Origin of the sequence: Pseudomonas sp. JR33AA, from assembly GCF_021378985.1 — a bacterium.
In the GTDB taxonomy this organism is placed as follows: domain Bacteria; phylum Pseudomonadota; class Gammaproteobacteria; order Pseudomonadales; family Pseudomonadaceae; genus Aquipseudomonas; species Aquipseudomonas alloputida.
This window is the reverse complement of sequence record NZ_JAJSAW010000022.1, coordinates 39,695-62,772: the sequence shown is the minus strand read 5'-3', so window position 1 is coordinate 62,772 and position 23,078 is coordinate 39,695. Positions and strand designations below refer to the sequence as shown.

Annotated in this window: 19 protein-coding genes and 1 pseudogene; 12 read left to right on the top strand and 8 right to left on the bottom strand. The window is 63.9% G+C overall.

Annotated features, from left to right (window positions below):
* Positions 1-328 precede the first annotated feature (328 nt).
* The 5 genes from LVS58_RS23230 to LVS58_RS23210 all read right to left on the bottom strand — a co-directional run bounded on the left by LVS58_RS23230 (position 329) and on the right by LVS58_RS23210 (position 5,785).
* A complete protein-coding gene (locus LVS58_RS23230) occupies positions 329-1,864 on the bottom strand; it encodes a DHA2 family efflux MFS transporter permease subunit (RefSeq protein ID WP_233693002.1) in 1,536 nt (511 codons plus the stop codon).
* Positions 1,861-3,054, bottom strand: a complete 1,194-nt coding sequence (locus LVS58_RS23225; RefSeq protein ID WP_233693001.1) for an HlyD family secretion protein — start codon at positions 3,052-3,054, stop codon at positions 1,861-1,863. The genes LVS58_RS23230 and LVS58_RS23225 overlap by 4 nt, the downstream gene beginning before the upstream one ends.
* A 30-nt stretch (positions 3,055-3,084) precedes the next feature.
* Entirely contained in the window at positions 3,085-3,558 is a 474-nt protein-coding gene (locus LVS58_RS23220; protein WP_003247811.1) for a MarR family winged helix-turn-helix transcriptional regulator, read from the bottom strand.
* A gap of 178 nt (positions 3,559-3,736) precedes the next feature.
* Entirely contained in the window at positions 3,737-4,369 is a 633-nt protein-coding gene (locus LVS58_RS23215; protein ID WP_325175991.1) for a response regulator transcription factor, read from the bottom strand.
* A gap of 9 nt (positions 4,370-4,378) precedes the next feature.
* Positions 4,379-5,785: a sensor histidine kinase gene (locus LVS58_RS23210; RefSeq protein WP_233693000.1), complete on the bottom strand. Its 1,407-nt coding sequence runs from the start codon at positions 5,783-5,785 to the stop codon at positions 4,379-4,381.
* 195 nt (positions 5,786-5,980) lie between these two features.
* Between LVS58_RS23210 and LVS58_RS23205 the strand changes: the two genes are divergently transcribed.
* The 3 genes from LVS58_RS23205 to LVS58_RS23195 all read left to right on the top strand — a co-directional run bounded on the left by LVS58_RS23205 (position 5,981) and on the right by LVS58_RS23195 (position 10,684).
* A complete protein-coding gene (locus LVS58_RS23205; protein ID WP_233692999.1) occupies positions 5,981-7,603 on the top strand; it encodes an acyl-CoA synthetase in 1,623 nt (540 codons plus the stop codon).
* Positions 7,604-7,694: 91 nt separating this feature from the next.
* Positions 7,695-9,464 carry an acyl-CoA dehydrogenase C-terminal domain-containing protein gene (locus tag LVS58_RS23200; RefSeq protein WP_233692998.1) on the top strand — a complete coding sequence of 590 codons (1,770 nt, stop codon included), beginning with the start codon at positions 7,695-7,697 and terminating at the stop codon, positions 9,462-9,464.
* Positions 9,465-9,676: 212 nt separating this feature from the next.
* Positions 9,677-10,684: a FecR family protein gene (locus LVS58_RS23195; protein ID WP_233692997.1), complete on the top strand. Its 1,008-nt coding sequence runs from the start codon at positions 9,677-9,679 to the stop codon at positions 10,682-10,684.
* Positions 10,685-10,697: 13 nt separating this feature from the next.
* Here LVS58_RS23195 and LVS58_RS23190 read toward each other — a convergent pair whose 3' ends face one another.
* Positions 10,698-12,017, bottom strand: coding sequence for a Na+/H+ antiporter family protein (locus LVS58_RS23190; protein ID WP_233692996.1), 1,320 nt, complete (start codon positions 12,015-12,017; stop codon positions 10,698-10,700).
* A gap of 248 nt (positions 12,018-12,265) precedes the next feature.
* On the opposite strand from LVS58_RS23190, the pseudogene LVS58_RS25405 reads away from it, so the two are divergent.
* The 8 genes and pseudogenes from LVS58_RS25405 to LVS58_RS23155 all read left to right on the top strand — a co-directional run.
* Positions 12,266-13,552 (top strand): annotated as a pseudogene (locus LVS58_RS25405) (PDC sensor domain-containing protein); the annotation flags it as partial.
* A 102-nt stretch (positions 13,553-13,654) separates the two neighbouring features.
* Positions 13,655-14,410 (top strand): methyl-accepting chemotaxis protein, encoded by a 756-nt coding sequence (locus LVS58_RS25400; protein ID WP_241792063.1) that lies wholly within the window; start codon positions 13,655-13,657, stop codon positions 14,408-14,410.
* A 93-nt stretch (positions 14,411-14,503) separates the two neighbouring features.
* On the top strand, positions 14,504-15,520 hold the full coding sequence (locus tag LVS58_RS23180; RefSeq protein WP_233692994.1) for an ABC transporter substrate-binding protein: 1,017 nt from the start codon (positions 14,504-14,506) through the stop codon (positions 15,518-15,520).
* The gene (locus LVS58_RS23175; protein ID WP_233692993.1) at positions 15,517-16,365 is read left to right on the top strand and encodes an ABC transporter permease; all 849 of its coding nucleotides are present in this window, start codon (positions 15,517-15,519) and stop codon (positions 16,363-16,365) included. Before LVS58_RS23180 ends, LVS58_RS23175 begins: the two co-directional genes overlap by 4 nt.
* Before the next feature lie 93 nt (positions 16,366-16,458).
* Positions 16,459-17,322, top strand: coding sequence for a LysR family transcriptional regulator (locus LVS58_RS23170; protein ID WP_233692992.1), 864 nt, complete (start codon positions 16,459-16,461; stop codon positions 17,320-17,322).
* A gap of 134 nt (positions 17,323-17,456) precedes the next feature.
* Positions 17,457-18,374, top strand: a complete 918-nt coding sequence (locus LVS58_RS23165) for an AEC family transporter (RefSeq protein WP_233692991.1) — start codon at positions 17,457-17,459, stop codon at positions 18,372-18,374.
* A gap of 34 nt (positions 18,375-18,408) precedes the next feature.
* Complete coding sequence (locus LVS58_RS23160; protein ID WP_233692990.1) at positions 18,409-19,020, top strand: cell wall hydrolase; 612 nt, start codon at positions 18,409-18,411, stop codon at positions 19,018-19,020.
* Between the two features lie 206 nt (positions 19,021-19,226).
* Entirely contained in the window at positions 19,227-20,078 is an 852-nt protein-coding gene (locus LVS58_RS23155) for a CAP domain-containing protein (protein ID WP_233692989.1), read from the top strand.
* Position 20,079: 1 nt separating this feature from the next.
* Here LVS58_RS23155 and LVS58_RS23150 read toward each other — a convergent pair whose 3' ends face one another.
* A complete protein-coding gene (locus tag LVS58_RS23150; RefSeq protein ID WP_233692988.1) occupies positions 20,080-21,057 on the bottom strand; it encodes a GlxA family transcriptional regulator in 978 nt (325 codons plus the stop codon).
* 104 nt (positions 21,058-21,161) lie between these two features.
* Between LVS58_RS23150 and LVS58_RS23145 the strand changes: the two genes are divergently transcribed.
* The gene (locus LVS58_RS23145) at positions 21,162-21,773 is read left to right on the top strand and encodes a LysE family translocator (protein ID WP_233692987.1); all 612 of its coding nucleotides are present in this window, start codon (positions 21,162-21,164) and stop codon (positions 21,771-21,773) included.
* Positions 21,774-21,821: 48 nt separating this feature from the next.
* Here the strand turns inward: LVS58_RS23145 and LVS58_RS23140 are convergent, their stop codons facing one another.
* A complete protein-coding gene (locus tag LVS58_RS23140; RefSeq protein WP_233692986.1) occupies positions 21,822-23,021 on the bottom strand; it encodes an MFS transporter in 1,200 nt (399 codons plus the stop codon).
* Positions 23,022-23,078: the final 57 nt, after the last annotated feature.

Sequence of the window (23,078 nt, the reverse complement as noted above, 5' to 3'; positions counted from 1 at the left end):
CGGCGGGTTACTTTGGTCGTGGCCAAAGTAACCAAAACCGTCGGCTCCCATCATCCGGCCCCTACGCTACGCTCCGGGGTTCCCTCGCTACGGTCTTGCTCCCGGGAGTACGCGCTGCAGGCCCCATCCATGGGGCCTCAGCGCTTGACGGGCATCCATGCCCGTCACCTCCCTTCGCAAGCCCTACGCTCGGCCTCCTGAAGTCGCAATCCGCGGCGCCTGGGCGATCGCGCGCTTAGAAGCAAAATCAAGAGCCAGAGCCAGAGCCAGAGCCAGAGCCAGAGCCAGAGCCAGAGCCAGAGCATCGGGATCTTGCCTTGTGTTTAGCTCAATGCCCCGCCGATGCCGGCCCCGCCTTGGCGGTAAAGGGCGGCTTTGCAAACCACACCAGCAAAATCAACCCGGCAAACACCCAGCTCATCAAAGTGAAATAATCCACCGTCGACATCATGTAAGCCTGCCCACTGAGTATCTGCTCCAACTGCGCATAACTCTGCGGGCTGGCCCCGCCCAACTGCTCAAGGGTATGCCGCGTCGCCGGGTCGAACTGGCTGATGTTCTCGCTCAGGTACGCATGGTGCTGATCCGCCCGACGAATCCAGATCCAGGTCGTCAACGAAGCCGCAAAACTCCCGCCCAAGGTTCGCAGGAATGTCGCCAGCCCAGAACCGTCGGCAATCTGATGCGGCGGCAGGTCGGACAGCAGAATGCTCAAGGTCGGCATGAAGAACAACGCCACGCCAATTCCCATGAACAACTGCACCAAGGCCACATGCTGGAAGTCCACCTCGCTGGTGAAACCGGCACGCATGTAGCAACTGGTGCCGATCGCCAGGAACGCCAACCCGGCCAGCACCCGCAGGTCGAAACGGTGCGCATATTTACCCACGAACGGCGACATGATCACCGGCAGCAAACCGATCGGCGCCACCGCCAGGCCCGCCCAGGTCGCGGTATAGCCCATCTGCGTCTGCAACCACTGCGGCAGGATCAGGTTGATACCGAAAAACCCGGCATATCCCCCGACCAGCACGATGGTGCCAATGCGGAAGTTGCGGTGCACGAACAGGCGCAAGTTGACCACCGGGTGGCGGTCGGTGAGCTCCCAGATCACGAACACCGCCAGGAATACAATCGAGATCAGGCTGCCGACAATAATGAACGACGACTCGAACCAGTCCAGGTCGTTGCCCTTGTCCAGCACTACCTGCAAGGCACCGACGCCGATAATGAGGGTCAGCAGGCCAATGTAATCCATCGGCTGGCGGCTGGTGACCACCGGCCGCGTACGCATCTGCTGGCGCACCACGGCAGCAGCGAACAGGCCGATGGGCACGTTGATGAAGAAGATCCATGGCCAGCTGTAGCTATCGGTAATCCAGCCCCCAAGAATAGGCCCGGCAATCGGCGCCACCACCGTGACCATCGCCAGCAGCGCCAGTGCCATCCCCCGTTTTGCCGGCGGGTAGACAGCAATCAGCAGGGTTTGGGTCATCGGATAAAGCGGCCCGGCAACCACACCCTGCAATACGCGAAACCCGACCAGCTCAGGCATCGACTGGGCGATACCGCACAGGAACGAGGCCAGCACGAACAGCAGCGTGGCCCAGATGAACAGTTTCACTTCACCAAAGCGCCGGCTCAGCCAGCCGGTCAGCGGCAAGGCGATAGCGTTGCTCACCGCGAACGAGGTGATGACCCAGGTGCCTTGCTCGTAGCTCACCCCCAGGTTGCCGGAAATGGTCGGCAGGGCCACGTTGGCGATGGTGGTGTCCAGCACCTGCATGAACGTCGCGAGCGACAGGCCGATGGTGGTCAGCACCAGGCTCGGCGGCGTGAACTGGGCAGCGGCGTTATTGCTCATCGTTGCGCCGTCTTGCCGGTTGCGCTGTTCTCGTGAATCAGCCGGGCGATCAGGTTGTCGGCTTCGATCAGCTGGTGGTCATACACCTGGGTGGTGTAGCTGGCCTTCTGCGGTGGTTGCTGGGCCAGGGTCGGGCCGCTCTGGTCATGCAGGTCGACTTCAACCACGGTGGACAGGCCGATACGTAGTGGGTGGTCCTTGAGCTGGTCGGGGCTGAGGTGGATGCGCACGGGTACTCGCTGGACAATCTTGATCCAGTTACCGGTGGCGTTCTGCGCCGGCAGCAAGGCAAAGGCGCTGCCGGTGCCCGCGCCAAGGCTGTCGACCGTTCCGCTGTACTTGACCTCGCTGCCGTACACATCAGCGGTGATTTCCACCGGCTGGCCGATACGCATCTCTCGCAGCTGGGTTTCCTTGAAGTTGGCATCGATCCACACCTGTTCCAGCGGGATGACCGCCAAGGTCGCGGTGCCCGGCTGCAGGCGCTGGCCCAACTGGACGGTACGCTTGGCGACGTAGCCGGTGACCGGCGCGACCAATGTGGTGCGGGCGTGGTCGAGGTAGGCCTGGCGCAGGTCGGCAGCAGCAGCCATGACGTCGGGGTGCGAGGACACCACGGTGTCGTCGACCAGCGCGCTGCTGGTGCTGAGCTGTTGGCGCGCGCTGTTGACGGCGGCCTGGGCAACGCTCAGGTCGTCGCGGGCATGGGACAGTTCTTCTGCGGCAATCGCACCGCTGTCAGCCAGCACCTTGCGCCGGTTGAAATCCTGCTGCGCCTTGCGCAGTTCGGCTTGGCGCGTTTCCAGTTGAGCCTTGAGCGAGTCGACGTTGCTGTACAGCCCGCGCACCTGCCGCACGCTACGTGCCAGCTTGGCTTCGGCGGACTGCAAGGCCACTTCGCTGTCGGCCGGGTCGAATTGCAGCAACACCTGGCCGGCGTGGACCAGGTCGCCGTCATCGGCCCCGATGCTGGTAACGGTACCAGCGACCAGCGGGGTGATCTCCACCACGTTGCCGTTGACGTAGGCATCGTCGGTGCTTTCGTGCCAACGCCCGACCATGCTGTACCAGGCCCAGGTGCCGGCCCCTGCAAGGATCAGCAGCAACAGCAGGCCAAGCAACCAGGCCTTGCGCTTGCGCGACGGCTCGGGCGCGACGGAGGGGGTCGGGGTGTCTGTGGGAGTGGCCATGACAATACCTTGGATAATGGGTTACAGGGTTCAACGGTCGCCGAAGCGGCGGATCGTCAACGGGTCGCCAGCACCAAGCAGCACCTTGGCCAGCAGGCCTTCCAGGGTCTTGAGCTCCTCAGGTGCCAACACGCCGCACAACTCGTTCATGGCGGCGGCGCCAATTTCCGGCAGGCGGTTGGCCAGGCGCTGGCCGTCGGCGGTGAGTGCCAGGCGCACCTGGCGACGGTCGTCGGCGCAGCGGTTGCGCACAATCAGCTCCTTCTGCTCGAGGCGGTCGAGCATGCGGGTCATCGAACCACTGTCCAGGCCCAGGTAACGGCACAGTTCGGCCGGGGTATCCACCTGGTACTGGGTGACGATGATCAGCACCTTGAACTGCGCGGCGGTGACGCCCTCTGACTCCAGGTGCCAGTCAAGAATGCGGTCTTTGAGGATCGCTGCACGGCCAAGCAACATGCCGATGGCGCAGGTCTGGAAGTTTTCGGGAGAGAAATGGGCCATCGTTGACTGCTCAGGTAAGTGTGTAGAAATATTACTGCCTAGGCAGTGAATGTCAAAGCCTTCATTAGCTAGCTATGAAATAAGTCGTGTTGCCTGGCTGTCACACCGCACCCAGCAGGCGCGCATTGCGGCCCACCGCTACACAAGGCCGCCCCTGCCAGGGCTGCGTATAGGCGGGCTAACGCGCTCGAAGGCCCAACGCCTCCACTGCCCCGCAAGCAATCGCCATTCCCACCAGCTCGGCGAGGCTGCCCGCCTGCAACCGCTTCATCACCCGGCCTCGGTACAGGTCGACGGTCTTGACGCTGATGCCCAACTGCTCGGCAATCTCGCGGTTGTTCAACCCTTGGGCCAGCGGTACGAAGACGTCTCGCTCACGCGGCGTCAGGCCATCGATGCGCGCCTGCACCAACGCCAGCGCCTGATCGCCCTGTCGCGCCAGCCCGGCGTGCTCCAGCGCAGCCTGAACGCTGTCGAGCAGCAACTGGTCGTTATAAGGTTTTTCGATGAAGTCACAGGCGCCGGCCTTGAACGCCCGCACCACGATCGGTACATCGGCATGACCACTGACGAAGATCACCGGCACCATCAGGCCACGCTCGCGCATCGCCTGCTGCACAGCCAACCCGCCCAGCCCCGGCATGCGCACATCCAACAGCACACAAGCGGGCCCATCATCGACGCAGGCGTCGAGAAACGCCTGCCCGCTGGCGAACGGCAAGGCTTGCAGGCCCACCGACTGCAGCAGCCAGACCGTAGAGTCGCGCATCCCCTGGTCGTCATCGACCACATACACTTTTGCTAGCAACACTGCCTCCCCTTATTCCCTGCTGACCGCCAGCCGGCAGCACAGTACCAGACCGCCGTTGTCACCCGCCCGCGCCCACAGACTACCGCCGAAGCCTTCGATCAGGCTGCGGCTCATGCTCAAGCCCAAGCCCAGGCCGTCGGCCTTGCTGGTGGTAAACGGCGTAAAGATTTCATCCAGCCGCTCCGGTGCCACGCCCGGGCCCTGGTCGGCTACCTCGACCAGCACCCCGTCGCCATCACGCGCAGCGCTGAGCAGGATACGTGACGGCCGCTCACCCTGCTGCTCGCGGTTGGCATCGATGGCGTTACGCAGCAGGTTGAGTAGCACCTGCTCCAGCAGCACCCGGTCGGCATACACCAAGGGCAGTTGAGCGCTCATGCGAAGTTCCACCTGCACCTGGTCCCGCGCGGCTTCCCAGGCGCACAGGCGCATGGCTTCGCCGGCCAGTTCGGCCACGTCCAGCGCCTGCAGGCGGCGCGGCCCCTTGCGCAGGAAGGCTCGCAGACGGCGGATCACTTCGGCGGCATGGGTGGCCTGTTCGCTGATACGCTGCAGGCCCTGGCCAACCCGCTCGCGCGCCTGGGGATCACGTTCCAGGCCCTGCAGGTAACGCTGACTGGCGTTGGCATAGTTGACCACCGCGGCCAGTGGCTGATTGATCTCATGGGCGATACCCGAGGCCAGCTCGCCCAGGGTAGCGAGGCGGGCACTGTGCGCAAGGCTTTCCTGCGCTTCGATGCGCAACGTGATGTCGCGGGACACGCTGACCACCTCCACCACCGCGCCCGTGTAGGTCTCGCGAATTGCCCGACTGGCAATTTCGAACCAGCGGTAGTCACCCGTCGCCTGGCGTACCCGGCAGGTCATCGTGTGGTAGCCGTCCTGGTCCAGCGCGGCAGCGGCCTGGCGCAGTACCTGACGCCGCTCGCGCGGATGCAGCAGGGTATGTACAGGCATGCCACGCAGTTGCTCGGGCCACAGGCCGAGCAGCCGGTAGGCTGCCGGTGAGGCGTCGAGAAAGCGGCCATCGGGGCTGTGCCGGGAAATCAGGTCGGTGGTGTTTTCGATGATCAGCCGATACAGGCGCCGGGCGCGGCTGGCTTCGCGTGCGCCATGGCGCTCTTCGCTGGCATCGCGGCAGCGGCCCAGCACCTGCTGGCCCTGGTTGTCCGGCATGAACGTCCACAGCACGATGCGCTCGCCGACCTGCACTTCGACATCGCTGATCGCCCGATGCTGGCGCAGACAGGCACGCACCAGCGCAGCGCAATTGGCCGGCAGCCAGCAAGCCAGCTCAGGCCCTTCGGCGACCCAGGCCTGCAGTGCCGGGTTCAGTGCCAGTGGGCTTGCATCACTGGCCAGCAACAGACTGGGTTGTGGGTCTTTGGTGAGCAAGGGGTAAGCAGTGTCATCCACGGTAGGCAGCCTGTTTTTATAGTAGTTTTACTATATTGCTATAGTCGATATTCCTAATACCATAGCGACTCGCGTAAAACTGCGACAAAGGGGGCGGCCCAACCGTCCCCCCCCCTGCACCCTGAACAGAGCTAACAATCAGCCATCGGGGGCCAGGTGCACAGGCTGCGCCTGCCTCCCTTACAGGATTACCGCATGTCGATCTATGCCCAGGGCCTGATGCCCGCTGCCGTCAACCATGTCGCCCTCACCCCGCTGAGCTTCATCGAACGCACCGCTGCCGTTTACGGCGACTACCCGGCCGTCATCCACGGCGCCATCCGCCGCAACTGGCAAGAAACCTACCAACGCTGTCGGCGCCTGGCCAGCGCCCTGGTCGGCCGTGGCATTGGCCGTGGCGACACCGTGGCAGTGATGCTGCCCAACACCCCGACCATGCTCGAGGCACACTTCGGCGTACCCATGACCGGTGCTGTGCTCAATACCCTGAACGTGCGCCTGGATGCCGAGGCCATCGCCTTCATGCTGCAGCATGGCGAGGCCAAGGTGCTGATCACCGACCGCGAGTTCCATGCGGTCATCGAAGGCGCTCTGGCACTGCTTGAACACCCGCCGCTGGTGGTTGATGTGGATGACCCGGAGTACGGCGAAGGCCGCGCGGTCAGCCAGCTGGACTATGAGGCCCTGCTCAACGAAGGCGACCCGGAATTTGCCTGGGAGTGGCCCGATGACGAGTGGCAGGCCATATCGCTGAACTACACCTCCGGCACCACCGGCAACCCCAAGGGCGTGGTCTACCACCACCGTGGCGCCTACCTGAACGCACTGGGCAACCAGATGACCTGGGCCATGGGCCACCGCCCGGTGTATCTGTGGACGTTGCCGATGTTTCACTGCAACGGCTGGTGCTACCCCTGGACCATCACCGCCCTGGCCGGCACCCATGTGTTCCTGCGCCGGGTCGACCCGCAGAAGATCCTGACCCTGATCCGCGAGCACAAAGTCAGCCACCTGTGCGGTGCGCCGATCGTGCTCAACGCGCTGGTCAATATGCCCGAGGCGGCCAAGGCAGCCATCGAGCACCCGGTGCAGGCCATGGTCGCCGGCGCCGCACCACCGGCCAAGGTCATCGGCGCCGTGGAAGAAATGGGCATCAAGGTCACCCACACCTACGGCCTGACCGAGGTTTATGGCCCGGTGACGGTGTGTGCCTGGCATGACGAATGGGACGCGCTTTCGCTGGAAGAGCGTGCACGCATCAAGTCTCGCCAGGGCGTGCGCTACCCGACCCTCGACGGCCTGATGGTCGCCGACCCGCAAACCCTTCAGCCAGTGCCCCGCGACGGCAATACCCTGGGCGAAATCTTCATGCGCGGCAACACGGTGATGAAGGGCTACCTGAAAAACCCTGAAGCCACCGCCGAAGCCTTCCGTGGCGGCTGGTTCCACACCGGCGACCTGGCCGTGTGGCATGCCGACGGCTATATCGAGATCAAGGACCGGCTCAAGGACATCATCATTTCCGGTGGCGAAAACATCTCCACCATCGAGGTCGAAGACGCTCTGTACAAGCACCCGGCAGTGCTGGAAGCCGCCGTGGTGGCACGCCCGGACGAAAAATGGGGGGAAACCCCGTGCGCCTTCGTTGCTCTGAAGCCGGGCCGGGAGGACACCCGTGAAGCCGACATCACCAGTTGGTGCCGCGAGCACCTGGCCGGGTTCAAGGTGCCGAAGACCGTGGTGTTCGGCGAGCTGCCCAAGACCTCGACCGGCAAGATCCAGAAGTACGTGCTGCGCGACCGGGCCAAGGCCCTCTGATGCCGTAGCCGCTCCCCTTCAGGCGTAGCACAAGGCTGCGCCTGAAGGTTCTGCGTACGCCCAACCACACTCACTATTGCAAGAGCTGCCGATGACCACCTATTCCGCACCCCTGCGCGACATGCGCTTCGTCCTGCATGACGTGTTCAACGCTCCGGGCCTGTGGGCCCGACTGCCCGCCCTGGCCGAACGCATCGATGCCGACACTGCCGACGCCATTCTCGAGGAAGCATCAAAAGTCACCGGCCAGCTGATCGCCCCGCTAAGCCGCAACGGTGACGAGCAAGGTGTGAGATTCGACGCAGGCCAGGTCACCACCCCCGAGGGCTTTCGCGAGGCCTGGAACACCTACCGCGAAGGTGGCTGGGTCGGCTTGGGCGGCAACCCGGAACACGGCGGCATGGGCATGCCAAAGATGCTCGGCGTGCTGTTCGAAGAGATGCTCTACGCGGCCGACTGCAGCTTCAGCCTGTATTCGGCATTGAGTGCTGGCAGCTGCCTGGCGATCGATGCCCACGCCAGCGAAACGCTCAAGGCCACTTACCTGCCACCGCTGTACGAAGGCCGCTGGGCCGGCACCATGTGCCTGACCGAACCCCATGCCGGCACTGACCTGGGGCTGATCCGCACCCGGGCCGAGCCTCAGGCTGATGGCAGCATGCGCATCAGTGGCAGCAAGATCTTCATTACCGGCGGCGAGCAGGACCTGACCGAGAACATCGTCCACCTGGTGCTGGCCAAGCTGCCGGATGCGCCCGCCGGCGCCAAAGGCATATCGCTGTTTCTGGTACCCAAATTCCTGGTCGAGGCCGATGGCCGCCTGGGTGCGCGCAATGCTGTCCATTGTGGCTCGATCGAGCACAAGATGGGCATCAAGGCCTCGGCGACCTGTGTCATGAACTTTGACGGTGCCATCGGTTACCTGGTGGGTGAGCCGAACAAGGGCCTGGCTGCGATGTTCACCATGATGAACTACGAGCGCCTGTCCATCGGCATACAGGGCATCGGTTGTGCCGAAGCCTCCTACCAGAGCGCCGCCCGCTATGCCAACGAGCGCCTGCAGAGCCGCGCAGCGAAGGGCCCGACGGCACATGACAAGGTGGCCGACCCGATCATCCACCATGGTGATGTTCGGCGCATGCTGCTAACCATGCGCACCCTCACCGAAGCCGGTCGGGCGTTCGCCGTCTACGTTGGCCAGCAGCTGGACGTGGCACGCTATGCCGAGGATGCTGGCGAGCGCGAGCATGCACAGCGCCTGGTGGCACTGCTGACACCCGTGGCCAAGGCATTCTTCACCGATAACGGTCTGGAAAGCTGCGTGCTTGGCCAGCAGGTATATGGCGGTCATGGCTACATCCGTGAATGGGGCCAGGAGCAACGGGTGCGAGACGTGCGCATTGCGCAGATCTATGAAGGCACCAATGGCATCCAGGCCCTTGACCTGCTGGGGCGCAAGGTGCTGGCCGACGGTGGTCAGGCGTTGGCCAGCTTTGCCAGCGAAGTGCGAGCCTTCAGTGTGGATGCACCCTTGCACCGTGAGGCCCTGCAGGCGAGCCTGGCGCGGCTGGAGGCTACCAGCAGTTGGCTGCAGGCGCAGGCTGGCGAGGATGCCAACCTGGTCAGCGCAGTAGCGGTTGAGTACCTGCAGCTGTTCGGGCTGACGGCCTATGCGTATATGTGGGCGCGCATGGCGGCGGTGGCGTTGGCCAAACGTGATGAAGACGACGCGTTTCATGGCGCCAAGCTTGCGTGTGCGGCGTTCTATTTCCAACGGGTCTTGCCGCGGGGGTTGGGGCTGGAGGCGAGCATTCGGGCCGGTAGTGGCAGCCTTTATGGGCTGGAGGCCGCACAGTTCTGATCGGTGTGTCGATGACGCGCTTGTTGCAAGGGCAGCCGCGTGCTGCCCCAGAAGCGATTGCAAACATCGTCTTTTGCCCGCGAAGGGTTCTCAAACGCTGAAAACCCGTGGTCAATCCGACGAAAAACCGGCATAGCTGATAGTCATTCGCCATTACCTTGGTTCTCGGGAGCCCTCTCGCAAGGGTAGAATGCGCAAAACCCGGAGCCGCAATGAACCACGACCGCCTCACGCCCAGCCCAGACGATGCCATCACCGACGCCGCAGCGCATTGGTGCATGCGCCTGCACGCCGACGATTGCACGCAGGCCGAGCGTGAAGCATTCGCTGACTGGTTGGCGGCCGACCCGCGGCATGCCGAAGAATATGAGGCGATGCTGGAAATCTGGCAAACAGCCGACCTGCTGCCGCGCAGCGCCACCGTCATCGACTTCAACCCACCCGCCAAACACGCCGCCCGCCCTCGCAACTGGCGACCGCTGGCGTCCGCTGCGGTCATCGCCCTGGCAGTACTGCCGCTGGCCGGCTGGATGGGGTGGGAACAGGGCTGGTTGCCCAACCACTACCAGCACTTCGAAGCCGGTGACCACATGCAGACCGTGGAGCTCAGCGACGGCAGCACGGTACAGCTCAACCTCCACACCGCACTCACCTTCCTCAACTACAAGGACCAACGCCAGGTCACGCTCACGCGCGGCGAGGCGTTCTTCAAGGTGCGACACGACAGCAGCCACCCGTTCATCGTGCGTGCCGGCAGTGGCCAGACCCGGGTCACCGGCACCCAGTTCAACGTGTGGAAGTACCAAGACCAGGTGAAGGTCACCCTGGTGGAGGGTTCAGTGCTGGTGTCCAGTGATGGCAATGCCGGTGGCTACCGCCTTGGCCCTGGCATGCAGGCCAGCTACCACAAGGGCGACTTCGAGCCGCAGCTGGAGCAAAGCGATGACTATGGCAACAGCCTGGCATGGCGCAGCGGCAAGCTGGTGCTCGACAACCTGAGCCTGGAACAGGCGCTGCCAGTGATAAACCGCTACCTCGACGCACCGCTGCTACTGGCCGATGCCAGCACCGGCCGCATTCGCATCAGCGGCATCTACAACACCCGTGAAGTGGGGCGCCTGGTCAACAACCTGCCCAAAGTCCTGCCGGTCTACCTGACCCGCAGCAAGGACGGCAGCACCGTGCTCAACCGCATCTCGCCGCCGCCCGACAAGGGCTGACGCCCTCCCCACCTTACAAGCTCATCGCCGCCAACCAGCCGAACGCCAGCAACGGCAGGTTGTAATGGATGAAGGTCGGCACCACGGTGTCCCAGATGTGGTGGTGCTGGCCATCCACGTTCAGGCCCGAGGTCGGGCCCAGGGTCGAGTCCGAGGCCGGCGAACCAGCATCACCCAGTGCACCGGCAGTACCAATGATGCACACCGTGGCCAACGGGTCGAAGCCCAGTTGCACGCACAGTGGCACGAAAATCGCGGCCAGGATCGGCACGGTGGAGAACGACGAGCCGATCCCCATCGTCACCAAAAGGCCAACCAACAGCATCAGCAGGGCACCGACGCCCTTGCTGTGGTCGATCCACTGCGCCGAGGTTTCCACCAGGCTCTTCACCTCACCGGTGGCCTTCATCACCTCGGCAAAACCGGACGCGGTAATCATGATGAAGCCGATCATGGCCATCATCTTCATGCCTTCGGTGAACAGGTCGTCGGTCTCTTTCCATTTGACGATGCCCGACAGCGAGAAGATCAGGAAACCGACCATGGCACCGATGATCATCGAGTCCAGCAACAGCTGCACAATGAAGGCTGCCGCGATCGCCAGCCCGGCCACCAGCAAGGTCAGCGGGTTGTACTGCACGCTCACCTGCTCCACCTGCTGGATGCGCGCGAGGTCGTAGTCACGCTTCTTGCGGTAGCTGATGAACACCGCCACCAGCAGGCCGACGAGCATACCGGCTGCCGGGATGGCCATGGCGTGGGTGACGTTGACGCCGCCCACATCGACACCCGCACGGGCAACGTTGGCCAACAGGATCTCGTTGAGGAAGATGTTGCCGAAGCCCACCGGCAGAAACATGTACGGGGTGATCAGGCCAAAGGTGATCACACAGGCGATCAGCCGGCGGTCGATACGCAGGCGAGTCAGCACGTACAACAGAGGCGGCACCAGCAACGGGATGAAGGCAATGTGGATGGGCAGGATGTTCTGGGACGACACGGCCACCACCAGCATCAGGCCGATCATCAGCCATTTGACCTTGCCGCCCTTGGCGTCACCCTGCCGGTCGATCATGGTCAGGGCACGGTCGGCCAGCGCATGGGCCAGGCCAGACTTGGCGATTGCCACGGCAAAGGCACCCAGCAGTGCATAGGACAAAGCCACCGTGGCACCACCGCCAAGGCCACCGTTGAAGGCCTTGAGCGTGCCTTCGATGCCCAGGCCGCCCACCAGCCCACCGACAAGGGCGCCGATGATCAGGGCGATGACCACGTGCACGCGGGACAGGCTGAGTATCAGCATGATGCCGACCGCGGCGATCACTGCATTCATGGTTGGCTTACCTCATTACGACAGAAAAAAGCGCGAACTCTGAAGCAGTAGGCGGCAGATGTCAAAAACGCCTTGCTGCGGCGCGTTACCGGCTGGTCAGTTTTAAATTGAATGTTTGAATAAAGAAAAAACGGCAGGGGCCGATACTGTGGGAGGCAGCGAGGTGCCTGGCCGGAGCGCTTTGGCACCTCCCGGCCCCACCGCAGATAAAGCCATAACCCTTACTGCCAAAAAAGGGATCCGCCCCCATGCCTTTGCGACAACTTTCCATCCAGTGGAAAATCACCCTGCTCGCCGGTCTCTGTCTGGCCGCTATCGTCACCTTGCTCGTCGGCCTGTCGCTGTACCGCATGGATCACAGTTCGGACCTGGTCAAGGCCAGCAGCATGCAGATGCTGACCGAGGCGGCGCAGTCGCGTATCGAGTCACAAGGTGAAGTGCAAGCGCTGAACATTCGCCGCCAGTTCATGGATGCCTATCAGTACGGTGCCGGCTTCGCCCGTCAGGTGCTGTTCCTGCGCGAGCAGGCCGAAAAGCGCTATCTCGATGCCTTCGACCTGCGCGAGGACATGACCCGCCAGGTGCGCGCCGCACTGCAAGCCAACCCCGACCTGCTCGGCCTGTCACTGGTGTTCGAGCCCAATGCCCTGGACAACAAGGACAGCCTGTTTGCCGGCAAGGCAGAATTGGGCAGCAACGAAACCGGGCGCTTTGCCCTGTACTGGTCGCAGCCACGCGCTGGCCAGTTGACCTCGATGGCCCTGCCCGAACATGACATGGCCAACACCGAGATCGGCCCCAGCGGCCAGCCGGCCAATACCTGGTGGGTATGCCCACGCACATCCGGCAAGGTGTGCGTGGTGGAGCCGTACTTCTACGACATCGATGGCCAGCAGGTACTGATGACCAGCATCGTGTTCCCGCTGGCGGTCAACGGCAAGATCATTGCCACCCTGTCCATCGACATCAACCTCAATAGCCTGCAGGCGCTGAGCCAGGAGGCCAGCCGCAGCCTCTACGAAGGCCGCACCACGGTCGGCATTCTGACCCCGGTCGGTCTGTTGGCCGGCTACAGCGCTGATGCCAGCAAGCTGGCACAGCGCTTCGACCAGGTAGACCCGGCCAAAGGCGCCGAATTGGTGCGCAAACTGGCCGATGGCAAGCTGACCATCCACCACGACCGGCAGCGCTTGAAGGTGCTGGCGGCATTTCGGCCAATCCCGGACGCCCAGCCCTGGGGCGTGTTGCTGGATGTGCCGGAGAACGCACTGACCGGGCCGGCCGAAACCCTGAAGCAGGAACTTGACGCACTCAATACCAGCGGCACCTTGCTGGAACTGAGCCTGGGCCTGGCCGCAGCCATTGCCGGCCTGCTGCTGGTATGGCTGATGGCCCGCGGCGTTACACGGCCGATCCTCGGCGTGGCCGCCATGCTCAAGGACATTGCCAGCGGCGAAGGCGACCTGACCCGTCGCCTGACCTACCAGAAGCAGGACGAACTGGGCGAACTGGCCGGCTGGTTCAACCGTTTCCTCGACAAGTTGCAGCCCACCATCGCCGAGGTCAAACGCTCGGTGCAGGCCGCCCGAGGCACGGCCGACCAGTCCTCGGCGATTGCCACTGAAACCAGCGCCGGCATGGAGCAGCAGTACCGCCAGGTCGACCAGGTGGCCACCGCCTCGCATGAAATGAGCGCCACCGCCCAGGACGTGGCCCGCAGCGCAGCCCAGGCGGCGCAGGCGGCGCGCGATGCCGACCAGGCCACCCGCGAGGGCTTGGCGGTAATCGACCGCACCACCAGCAGCATCGGTGCCCTGGCCGCCAACATGAGCGACACCATGGCCGAAATAGAAGGCCTGGCACAGAACAGCGAGAAGATCGGCTCGGTACTGGAAGTGATCCGCTCGATCGCCGAACAGACCAACCTGTTGGCACTTAACGCTGCCATCGAAGCGGCCCGCGCCGGAGAGGCCGGCCGTGGCTTTGCCGTGGTCGCCGATGAGGTGCGCAACCTGGCCCAGCGCACTCAGGAGTCGGTGGAAGAAACCCGTCAGGTCATCGAAGCCCTGCAGAACGGTACCCGCGAAGTGGTCGGCGCCATGGACCACAGCCACCGCCAGGCCCAGGGCGGCGTGGAGCAGGTCGGGCAAGCCGTCACGGCATTGCAGCGCATTGGCCAGGCGGTGACGGTGATCACCGACATGAACCTGCAGATCGCCTCTGCCGCCGAGGAGCAAAGTGCGGTAGCCGAGGAAATCAACAGCAACGTGGCGACCATTCGTGATGTCACTGAATCCCTGTCAGGCCAGGCCAACGAGTCGGCGCGGGTCAGCCAGTCGCTGAACAGCCTGGCCAACCAGCAGCAAGCGCTGATGGACCAGTTCCGCGTCTGACGCGAACGGGGCCACGCCGGTGGCCCTGAAACTGAAAAACCTCGTCGTCTACACTTGCCCCACCGCCAAGGCGTGGCGAACGACGAGGTTGACATGAAGAGCATTTCAACGCTGCTGGCCGGGCTGCTGCTGACGATGGGTTTGGTCAGTGCCGACAGGGCCGTATCGGCAGAACAACCTGCGCCTATCCATTTTGGTGCAATCAGCTGGGAAAGCGGCGCCCTCACCACCGAGATACTGCGCCTGATCGTGGAGCGCGGCTACGGCTACCGCACCGACACCCTGCCTGGCAGCACGGTCAGCATGGAGGTGGCCCTGGCGCGCAATGACCTGCAAGTGATCGCCGAGGAATGGGCCGGGCGCAGCCCTGCCTGGGTCAAGGCCGAACAGGCCGGCCAGGTGTTCGCACTGGGCGATACGGTCAAAAATGCAGAGGAAGGTTGGTGGGTACCGGCCTATGTGATCGAGGGCGATGCCGCACGCAATCTGAAGCCCGTAGCGCCTGAGCTGCGCACTGTCGAGGACCTCAAGCGTTACCCGCAGGTATTTTCCGACCCCGAATCGCCCGGTAAAGGGCGTTTTCTCAACAGCCCAAGCGGCTGGACGTCTGAAACCGTCAACAGCCAGAAGCTCAAGGCCTATGGCCTGGATGGCCTCTACAGCAACTTCCGCAGTGGCTCCGGCGCCGCGATGGACGCCGAGATCGGTTCGGCAATACGGCGTGGCAAACCCGTGCTGTTCTACTACTGGAACCCGACCCCGCTGATGGGGCGCTACAAGCTCATCCGGCTGGAAGAACCACCTTTCGATGCCCAGGCATGGGCCACCCTCACCGACCCCGCCAACCCCAACCCGAAAGGCAGCCGCTCGCTGCCGGCAAAGTTGTCGATTGGCGTGTCCAAGGCCTTTCGCGAAAACTACCCAGACTTGGTCAGCGTGTTCGAACGGGTCAACCTGCCCATCGATCGCCTGAACAAGGCCCTGGCCGTCATGAGCGAAAAACGTACGCCCCCGCGCGAAGCCGCCCTCACCTTCCTGCGCGATAGCCGCGAGGTGTGGAAAGCCTGGCTGCCGGCCGACGTCGCCGCCAAGGTCGAGGCCAGCCTGTGAGCAGCGGTTTCCCGCAGCCCCTGCAGTTTTCCTTTGCCGACAGCGTCAACCGCCTGGTCGACTGGTTGGTGTTGAACTACGGCGACCACCTGCGCAGTTTGTCTGACCAGTTGCTGCAACTGTTGGTCGGCCTGGAGAACCTGTTGCGCCTGTTGCCTTGGTGGCTGTTGTTGTTGCTGGTGGGTGTGCTGGCCTGGCACGCCAGCCGCAGCCTGCTGCGCAGCGCCGCGCTGGTCGCGCTGCTGGCGTTGATCGGTATGCTTGGGCTCTGGGACAAGCTGCTGCAGACCCTGGCCCTGGTGCTGGTCAGTACCGGCCTGTGCGTACTGGTGGGTGTACCGCTGGGCATCCTGCTGGCCGCCCGGCCATTGGCCAGGCGGCTGCTGTTGCCGGTACTCGATGTGATGCAAACACTACCTGCGTTCGTGTACCTGATCCCGGTACTGATGCTGTTTGGCCTGGGCAAGGTGCCTGCCGTGTTCGCCACGCTGATTTACGCCCTGCCGCCGCTGGTGCGGTTGACCGAGCTGGGCTTGAGCCAGATCGACCCCTCATTGTTGCAGGCCGCACACGGCCTTGGCGCCAGCCGCTGGCAGCGGTTGCGGCGCATCGCCCTGCCCCTGGCGCTGCCGAGTATCATGGCCGGGCTCAACCAGTCGGTCATGATGGCCTTGTCGATGGTGGTCGTGGCGTCGATGATCGGCGCCCGTGGGTTGGGTGAGGACGTGCTGGCGGGGATCCAGACCTTGAATGTTGGCCAAGGGATGGAAGCCGGGCTGGCCATTGTCGCCCTGGCCATGGTGATCGACCGGATCAGCCAGGCCTATGGGCGCAACAGTCGCTGAGCCGGATCGACAAGGCCCGGAAGCAACCTTGTGCTGCGAGAGCGCCGGGCCTGACAATACGCCTCTGTCAGCTGAGAACCGGACCTCAACCGCATGTCCCTGAAAGCTCTGCGCACCTTGGTGACCATCGCCCGCCACGGCACCTTTGCCCGCGCTGCCGACCTGCTCAGCCTCACCCCCTCGGCGGTCAGCCTGCACATCAAAACCCTCGAAGACGAACTGAAGGTGACCTTGTTCGACCGTAGCCGCAGGCAGGTGGTGCTGACCGAAGCCGGCCAGTTGGCGGTGGCCCGCGCCGAAAGCCTGCTGGCTGCCTATGACGAACTGGCCGATGCCCTGGCCAGCGGCCCAAGCCTGCGCGGCCGCTTGCGCCTGGGGGCGATCCACACGGTGCTGGCGCGCCGTTTGCCCAAGGCGCTGGTGTGGATCAAGGCCCATCACCCGCAGCTACACATCAGCGTGGCTTCGGGCATGTCGGCGGAGCTGGCGCGGCGCGTGGAAGACGGTGAGCTCGATGCAGCGATCACCACCGAACCGGTCAGCCCTTACCCGCAGAGCCTGGGTTTTACACCGCTGTTCGAGGACCGTTTCTGGGCCATTGCCAGCCCCGAGCTGGCCGGGTATAGCGTGCCGCAGTTACTCGCCAGCCAGCCTTTCCTGCGCTTCGACAAGCGTGCCTGGGCCGGCCGGCAGATCGAGCAGGAACTACGCCGCCAGCATGTGCAGGTGAGCGAAATGATGGAACTGGACAGCCAGGAAGCCCTGGCGCGCATGGCGGTGATGGGCCTGGGCGTGGCGGTCATCCCCATGGCGGATGACGACCTGCAACGCCTGCCACCTGCCACCTGCCTGCCATTTGGCGAGCCTCAGCTGACCCGGCGGGTGGTGTTGCTGGAGCATGAAAAAAGCCAGCGGCGGCATTTGAGTGCGGTGTTGAAGACTGCCCTGGAAACCTGACGCCAGGCTGCGCCAAAGCGTGACAGGCCCCTCCAACATGCATTTTTCCTCAACGGTCGCTGAAGAAAACAACGTTTTTACAGATTGATCCGCCCCCGTAGTCTGTGCACGTACCCGACCACGGAATGCTGAACATGCTGCACTTGCTGCTGACCACCCTGCTCCCCATCATCCTGCTGATTGCGCTGGGTACCTTCCTGCGCCTTCGCGGCTTTCTTGCCGAGAGCTTCTGGCCTGGCGCCGAGCGCCTGAGCTACTACGTCCTGCTGCCGTCGCTGTTCCTTCATGGCCTGGCCACCGCCAACCTCGATGGCATACCGGTGCTGGGCATGGCCGGCGCACTGATGCTCTCGACCCTGACCGGCGCCGCCTTGCTGCTGCTGTATCAGGGCGCGGCGAACCATGATGGCGCCGACTTCACGTCGGTGTTTCAGGGCGGTATCCGCTTCAACAACTACATCGGTGCTACCCTGGCTGCGGGCATTTACGGCAGCGCCGGGATTGCCCTGGCGGCGGTAGCCAACGCCGCCATCGTGCCCTTGGTCAACCTGCTCTGCGTGCTGGTGTTTGCCCGCTTCAGTGCCCGTCACAGTTCGCCAGCCACCGTGCTTCGGGCGATTTTCGCCAACCCGTTGATTGTCGGCTGCGCAGGGGGGCTGATGCTACGGGCCACAGGGCTGGGCTTGCCGGCCGGTATCGACGCCACGGTCAAGGCCTTGGGCCAGGCCGCACTGCCTCTGGGCCTGCTGTGTGTCGGCGCTGCCCTAGGCGGCGCCAGCCTCGGCCAGCAGGTACGGCCGCTGATGGCAGCATCGGCGTTCAAGTTCCTGGTCATGCCACTGACCACCTGGGGCCTTTGCCGGCTGCTCGGCCTGAGTGGCCAGGCAGCGGTGGTGGCGGTGTTGTTCCAGGCGCTGCCAACCGCTTCGTCATCTTATGTCATGGCCCGGCAAATGGGCGGTAATGCACCCTTGATGGCCACCCTCATTGCCCTGCAGACCGTGGCCGCGGCCGCCACCCTGCCTTTGGTGTTAATGCTTACGCTTGGCTAGACTGAAATTCTGCCCTCCGCCTGGTAGTTTGCCCATGCGCCTTCACTTGATGCTGATTGGCTTGACCACAGCCCTGCTCGCAGGCCCCCTGTCTGCCGCTGATCCAGCCAAAGCCGCCGTTGCCGAGGACAAGGCCGCAGTGCTTGAAGAAAAGGTCGTCGAAGATGCGCCGCCCCCCAGGAAGGCAGAGAAACTGACCCCAGGCGAAACGCAGGCAGTAGACCCGGCTGGCAAAGCGCCGCTGGATGACAGCATCACCTGCCTGGCACGTACCATCTACTGGGAAGCCAAAGGCGCAGACGCCAAAGACATGACCGCAGTGGCCAGCGTGGTGCTCAACCGCCTGGGCCACGACGGCTTTCCCGACACCATCTGCGCGGTAGTCAAACAGGGTGTGGAGACCAAGTCCTGTCAGTTCTCATGGTGGTGTGACGGGCGCCCGGACCAGGTCGAGGAGCCGCAACGCTACGACGTTGCCAAAGAGATCGCACGCAAGGCACTGAACCAGCAGTTGAAAGACCCCACCGGCGGTGCCCTGTACTTCCACGACCGCACCGTGCGCCCCGACTGGGCCAAGGCGTATCGCAAGACAGCGCAGACGACCCACTTCCTGTTCTACAGGCCGAACCAGGCGTTGGCCCATTGACGCGCAAACGGCTGACAACGCGGGCTCGATTCGAATGACCGGCACCTGACCGCACTTTTCCACCGGCCAGGGGTCTACTCCCTCTTTTGCCGCCAGTAAAGATTGCCGGTGTTTTCATTGCCTTGCACGACCTCGGGCCAAAAGCCCCGGGCTTGTGTAGGATGAGCAGCGCACACCACGACGCTGCCAGTCACAGGGAGATCCACATGCGCGTCCTGACATCCGTTGTCGTTTTGTCACTGGGCCTGGTCGCTTCGACCGGGTCGCTGGCAGCCACCGGCGAAGAGGCGCAGTTGATCGATTCGATCAATGTCTACCGCAGCAAGGCCCAGCCCTGCGGTGGCGAGGCGTCGCTGGAACTGCCGCCGCTCAACAGCGACACACGCCTTGCGCTGTCGCCAGAGGGCACCCGCGACCTGCAACAGGCCATGACCCGCGCCGCCTACCCGATGGTCAGCGTCCAGGCCATCAGCCTGTCGGGGCCACGCGATGCGCGCGCTGCCATGCATGCCATCGAGGAAAGTTTCTGCCAGGTGGTACTCGACCCGCAGTTCGTCGATATCGGCGTCAGCCAGGAGGGCCGCGACTGGCGCATCGTGCTGGCACGGCCGCTGCTCAGCGGCCGCCTGGGCGACTGGCAGGCCGAGGGACAGAAGGTGCTGCAGGAGGTCAACGCCGCGCGCAGGGTGCCACGGCAATGCGGCGGCCAGCCGTTTGCCGCAGCCCCGCCACTGAGCTGGAGCACCGTGCTGGCCGGGGTCGCCGCCAACCACACACGGGCCATGGCCAACCAGAACTTTTTCGACCACATCGACAAAGATGGCCGCACACCCGGTGACCGGGCGGAACTGGCCGGGTACCTGTACCAGCAGATCGGCGAAAATATCACCGCCGGGCGTGACACCGCGCAAAAGGTCGTCAACGGCTGGCTGGACAGCCCGGGGCACTGCGCCACGCTGATGAATCCGGACTTCCGTGAACTGGGCGCGGCCTATGCGATGGACCCCAAGAGCGATGCAGGGATCTACTGGACAGGGTTGTTCGGGACACCGCAGTAGATCACGTGCCCGGGTAATGACCTGCACGCAACTGCAGGGCCGTACAACCAAATCGACGCCGCACACACTTGCCAAGGTAGCTGGCATCACCCAGGCCCACCTCATCGGCAATCTGCGCCAGGCTGTGGCTGGAGTTGAGCAAACGCCAGCGCGCCTGCTGCAAGCGCATCTCCAGCCACCAGGCCTTGGTGCTCATACCGTGGCTGGCCTGGAACTGCCGGTCCAGTTGACGCCGGCTGATGCCCAGCTCTGCGGCCAGTTGCTCCACGGCCAACTGCTTGCCCAGGTGATGACGCATCAGTGCTTGCGCCCGCTGCACCTGACGCCCCTGACCCGCACCCAGATCCAGCGAGCGCAAGGCGTGACGGCTGTCGCGGGTCTCGTCCACCAGCATGTCAGCCAGCCCTTTGAGCGCACGGGTTCGCCCGCAAGCACGTGATAGCAGGGCAACGGCCAGGTCGATGGCGGCAGTGCCGCCGGCGCACGTGATGCGGTTGCCATCGATGCAGTACAACTGCTCGGGCAGCAACTGCAACTGCGGAAAAGCAGCACGAAACTCAGCTTCGTGACGCCAGTGCACCACCACCTTGTGCCCCTGCAACAGGCCGCAGGCAGCCAGCAGGAAGGCACCATTGTCGACCCCCACCAGCTTGACACCCGCCTTGGCGGCCCGCCTGAGCAAAGCCCGGTAACGTGGCGCCAGCGCCGCAGTGGCCATGGCACTGCGACCGCCGAACAGCACCAGGTAGTCGAAAAGGGCGAGGTCGAGGTGATCGGCAATGGCCTCGACCTGTAGCACCGCGCCACTGCTCGACGGAACCGGCTCGGGGCTGAGGCCCGCCACCGTCCAGCTGCAATAGTGTTGCTGGCTGTAGTCCTCGTCGTCTGCGCTGAAGCGCAGTTTGTCGAGAAAGGCGCCAAACGGCAGCAGGGCAAAATCCGGTAACGGCATGATCAGCAAGCGGATGTCGGGCGGCATGAAACCACGTCCAGAAAAGACTCTTTCATGACCAGATACTACTCTTTCAGCTTGGGCGTTGCGCCATAGACTGTCGCCCTCTCTTGCACAAGGCAGTATTCAACATGGCACTGGATACCTGGTTCATCTATCTGCTGGCCAGCATCGGCCTGTCGCTGACCCCGGGGCCCAACAGCCTTTTGGCGTTGACCCATGGCGCGCTCTATGGCGCACGGCGGACGCTGTTCACCATCGTGGGCGGGGTATTGGGTTTCAGCGCCCTCATCGCCTTGACCATGTTCGGCCTCAGCGCACTGCTACAGACGTCGGCGGCGGTGCTGGGCATTCTGAAGTGGGTGGGTGGGGCTTATTTGATCTGGCTTGGCATTCAACTGTGGCGCAGTCCAGGCCTGCAGCTGGAGCTGACCGCGCACAGCGCGCGGCTGGGCAATGCCGGGCTGTTTCGCCAGGGCCTGCTTTCGGCCCTGGCCAACCCCAAGGTGCTGCTGTTCTATGGCGCCTTCCTGCCGCAGTTCATCGACCCACAGCGAGGGCTGGTGCTGCAATTTGCGGTGATGGCCGCGACCTTTGCCAGCGTCGAGTGCCTGGTCGAATACCTGCTGGCGCGCTTGGCGTTTCGCATTCGGCCATGGCTGGCCAGGGGTGGCAAAGGTTTCAATCGCTGCTGCGGGAGCCTGTTTGCCCTGATTGGCCTGGCGCTGCCGCTTGGCCGATAGCGGGCCCGCGAACACGGGCGAAGCCCGTGCCCTCCACCGCGTAACTGGTCAACCCCGGCGTGCCTTGAGTAGAAACACAACCAGCGCCACACCCGGCAACCCCGCCCCCACCAGTGCCACGCCATGCCAGCCAAACTGGCTGAACAGCGCACTGGCCACCGCCGACCCCAGCGCCCCGCCGAGGAAGATGCTGGTCATGTACACCGCATTCAGCCGACCGCGGCTGGCAGGGTCCAGTGCGTATACCTCACGCTGGCCAATGACCATGTTCATCTGCACCGCAAAGTCCAGCAACACGCCGGTAAGGCCCAGGCCAATCACGCTGTAACCCGGCACTGTCAGCCCCAGCAACAAGGCCGCCGGCGCCAGCATCAGCGCCAGCAACGAGCCGGCCCGGGCATGCCCGGCATCGGCCAGGCGGCCGGCCATGGGCGCAGCAACGGCACCCACCGCGCCGACAAGGGCGAACACAGCGATCTGGCTTTGTGACAGGCCATGCTCCCCGGCAAGCGCCATCGGCACCGCCGTCCAGTAAAGGCTGAACGCTGCAAACATCAATGCCTGGTACAACGAACGCTGGCGCAACAGCGGATAACGACGCAGCAGTGTAAGCAGCGACAGCATCAGCCCGGCATAGCTGGCTTTGTGCTCGGGCCGCCGCTGCGGCAAGGTCAATGACAGCAACAGGATGATCGCCAGCATTACCCCGGCGGCGCCAATGAACACCGCACGCCAGCCGAAGTGGTCGGCCACCACGCTCGACAGCGGTCGCGCCAGCAGGATGCCGAGCAGCAAGCCGCCCATGATGTTACCCACCACACGACCACGCTGCTGCTCCGGCGCTAGATGCGCCGCCAGCGGGATGAGCATCTGCACCGACACCGAACTGAAGCCGATGAGCAGTGCGTAACCCAGGAACAGCTGACCCTGGCCACTGCTGCTGGTGCCCGCCAGCAACAGGCTGACGCAGGCCAGGACTGCGGTGGCCACCATCAGGCGGCGGTTTTCCAGCAGGTCGGCCAGCGGTACCAGCAATAACAGGCCCAGGGCATAGCCCAACTGCGTGAGCGAAACGATCAGGCTGGCATGCTCGGTGGACAGCCCCAGGTCCGGGGCAATCAGCCCGACGATGGGCTGGGCGTAGTAGATGTTGGCGACGATCGCGCCGCAGCAGAACGCCAGCAGTACTACCAGAGCCCGGCTCAGGCTGGCGGCTGCCGGTTGCACGGTCGCAAGGGAGGGGTTCATGCGAAGTTCCTCGACAAGGGGTGGTATATGTCGGCCACCTTACCCATGCACGTCAGC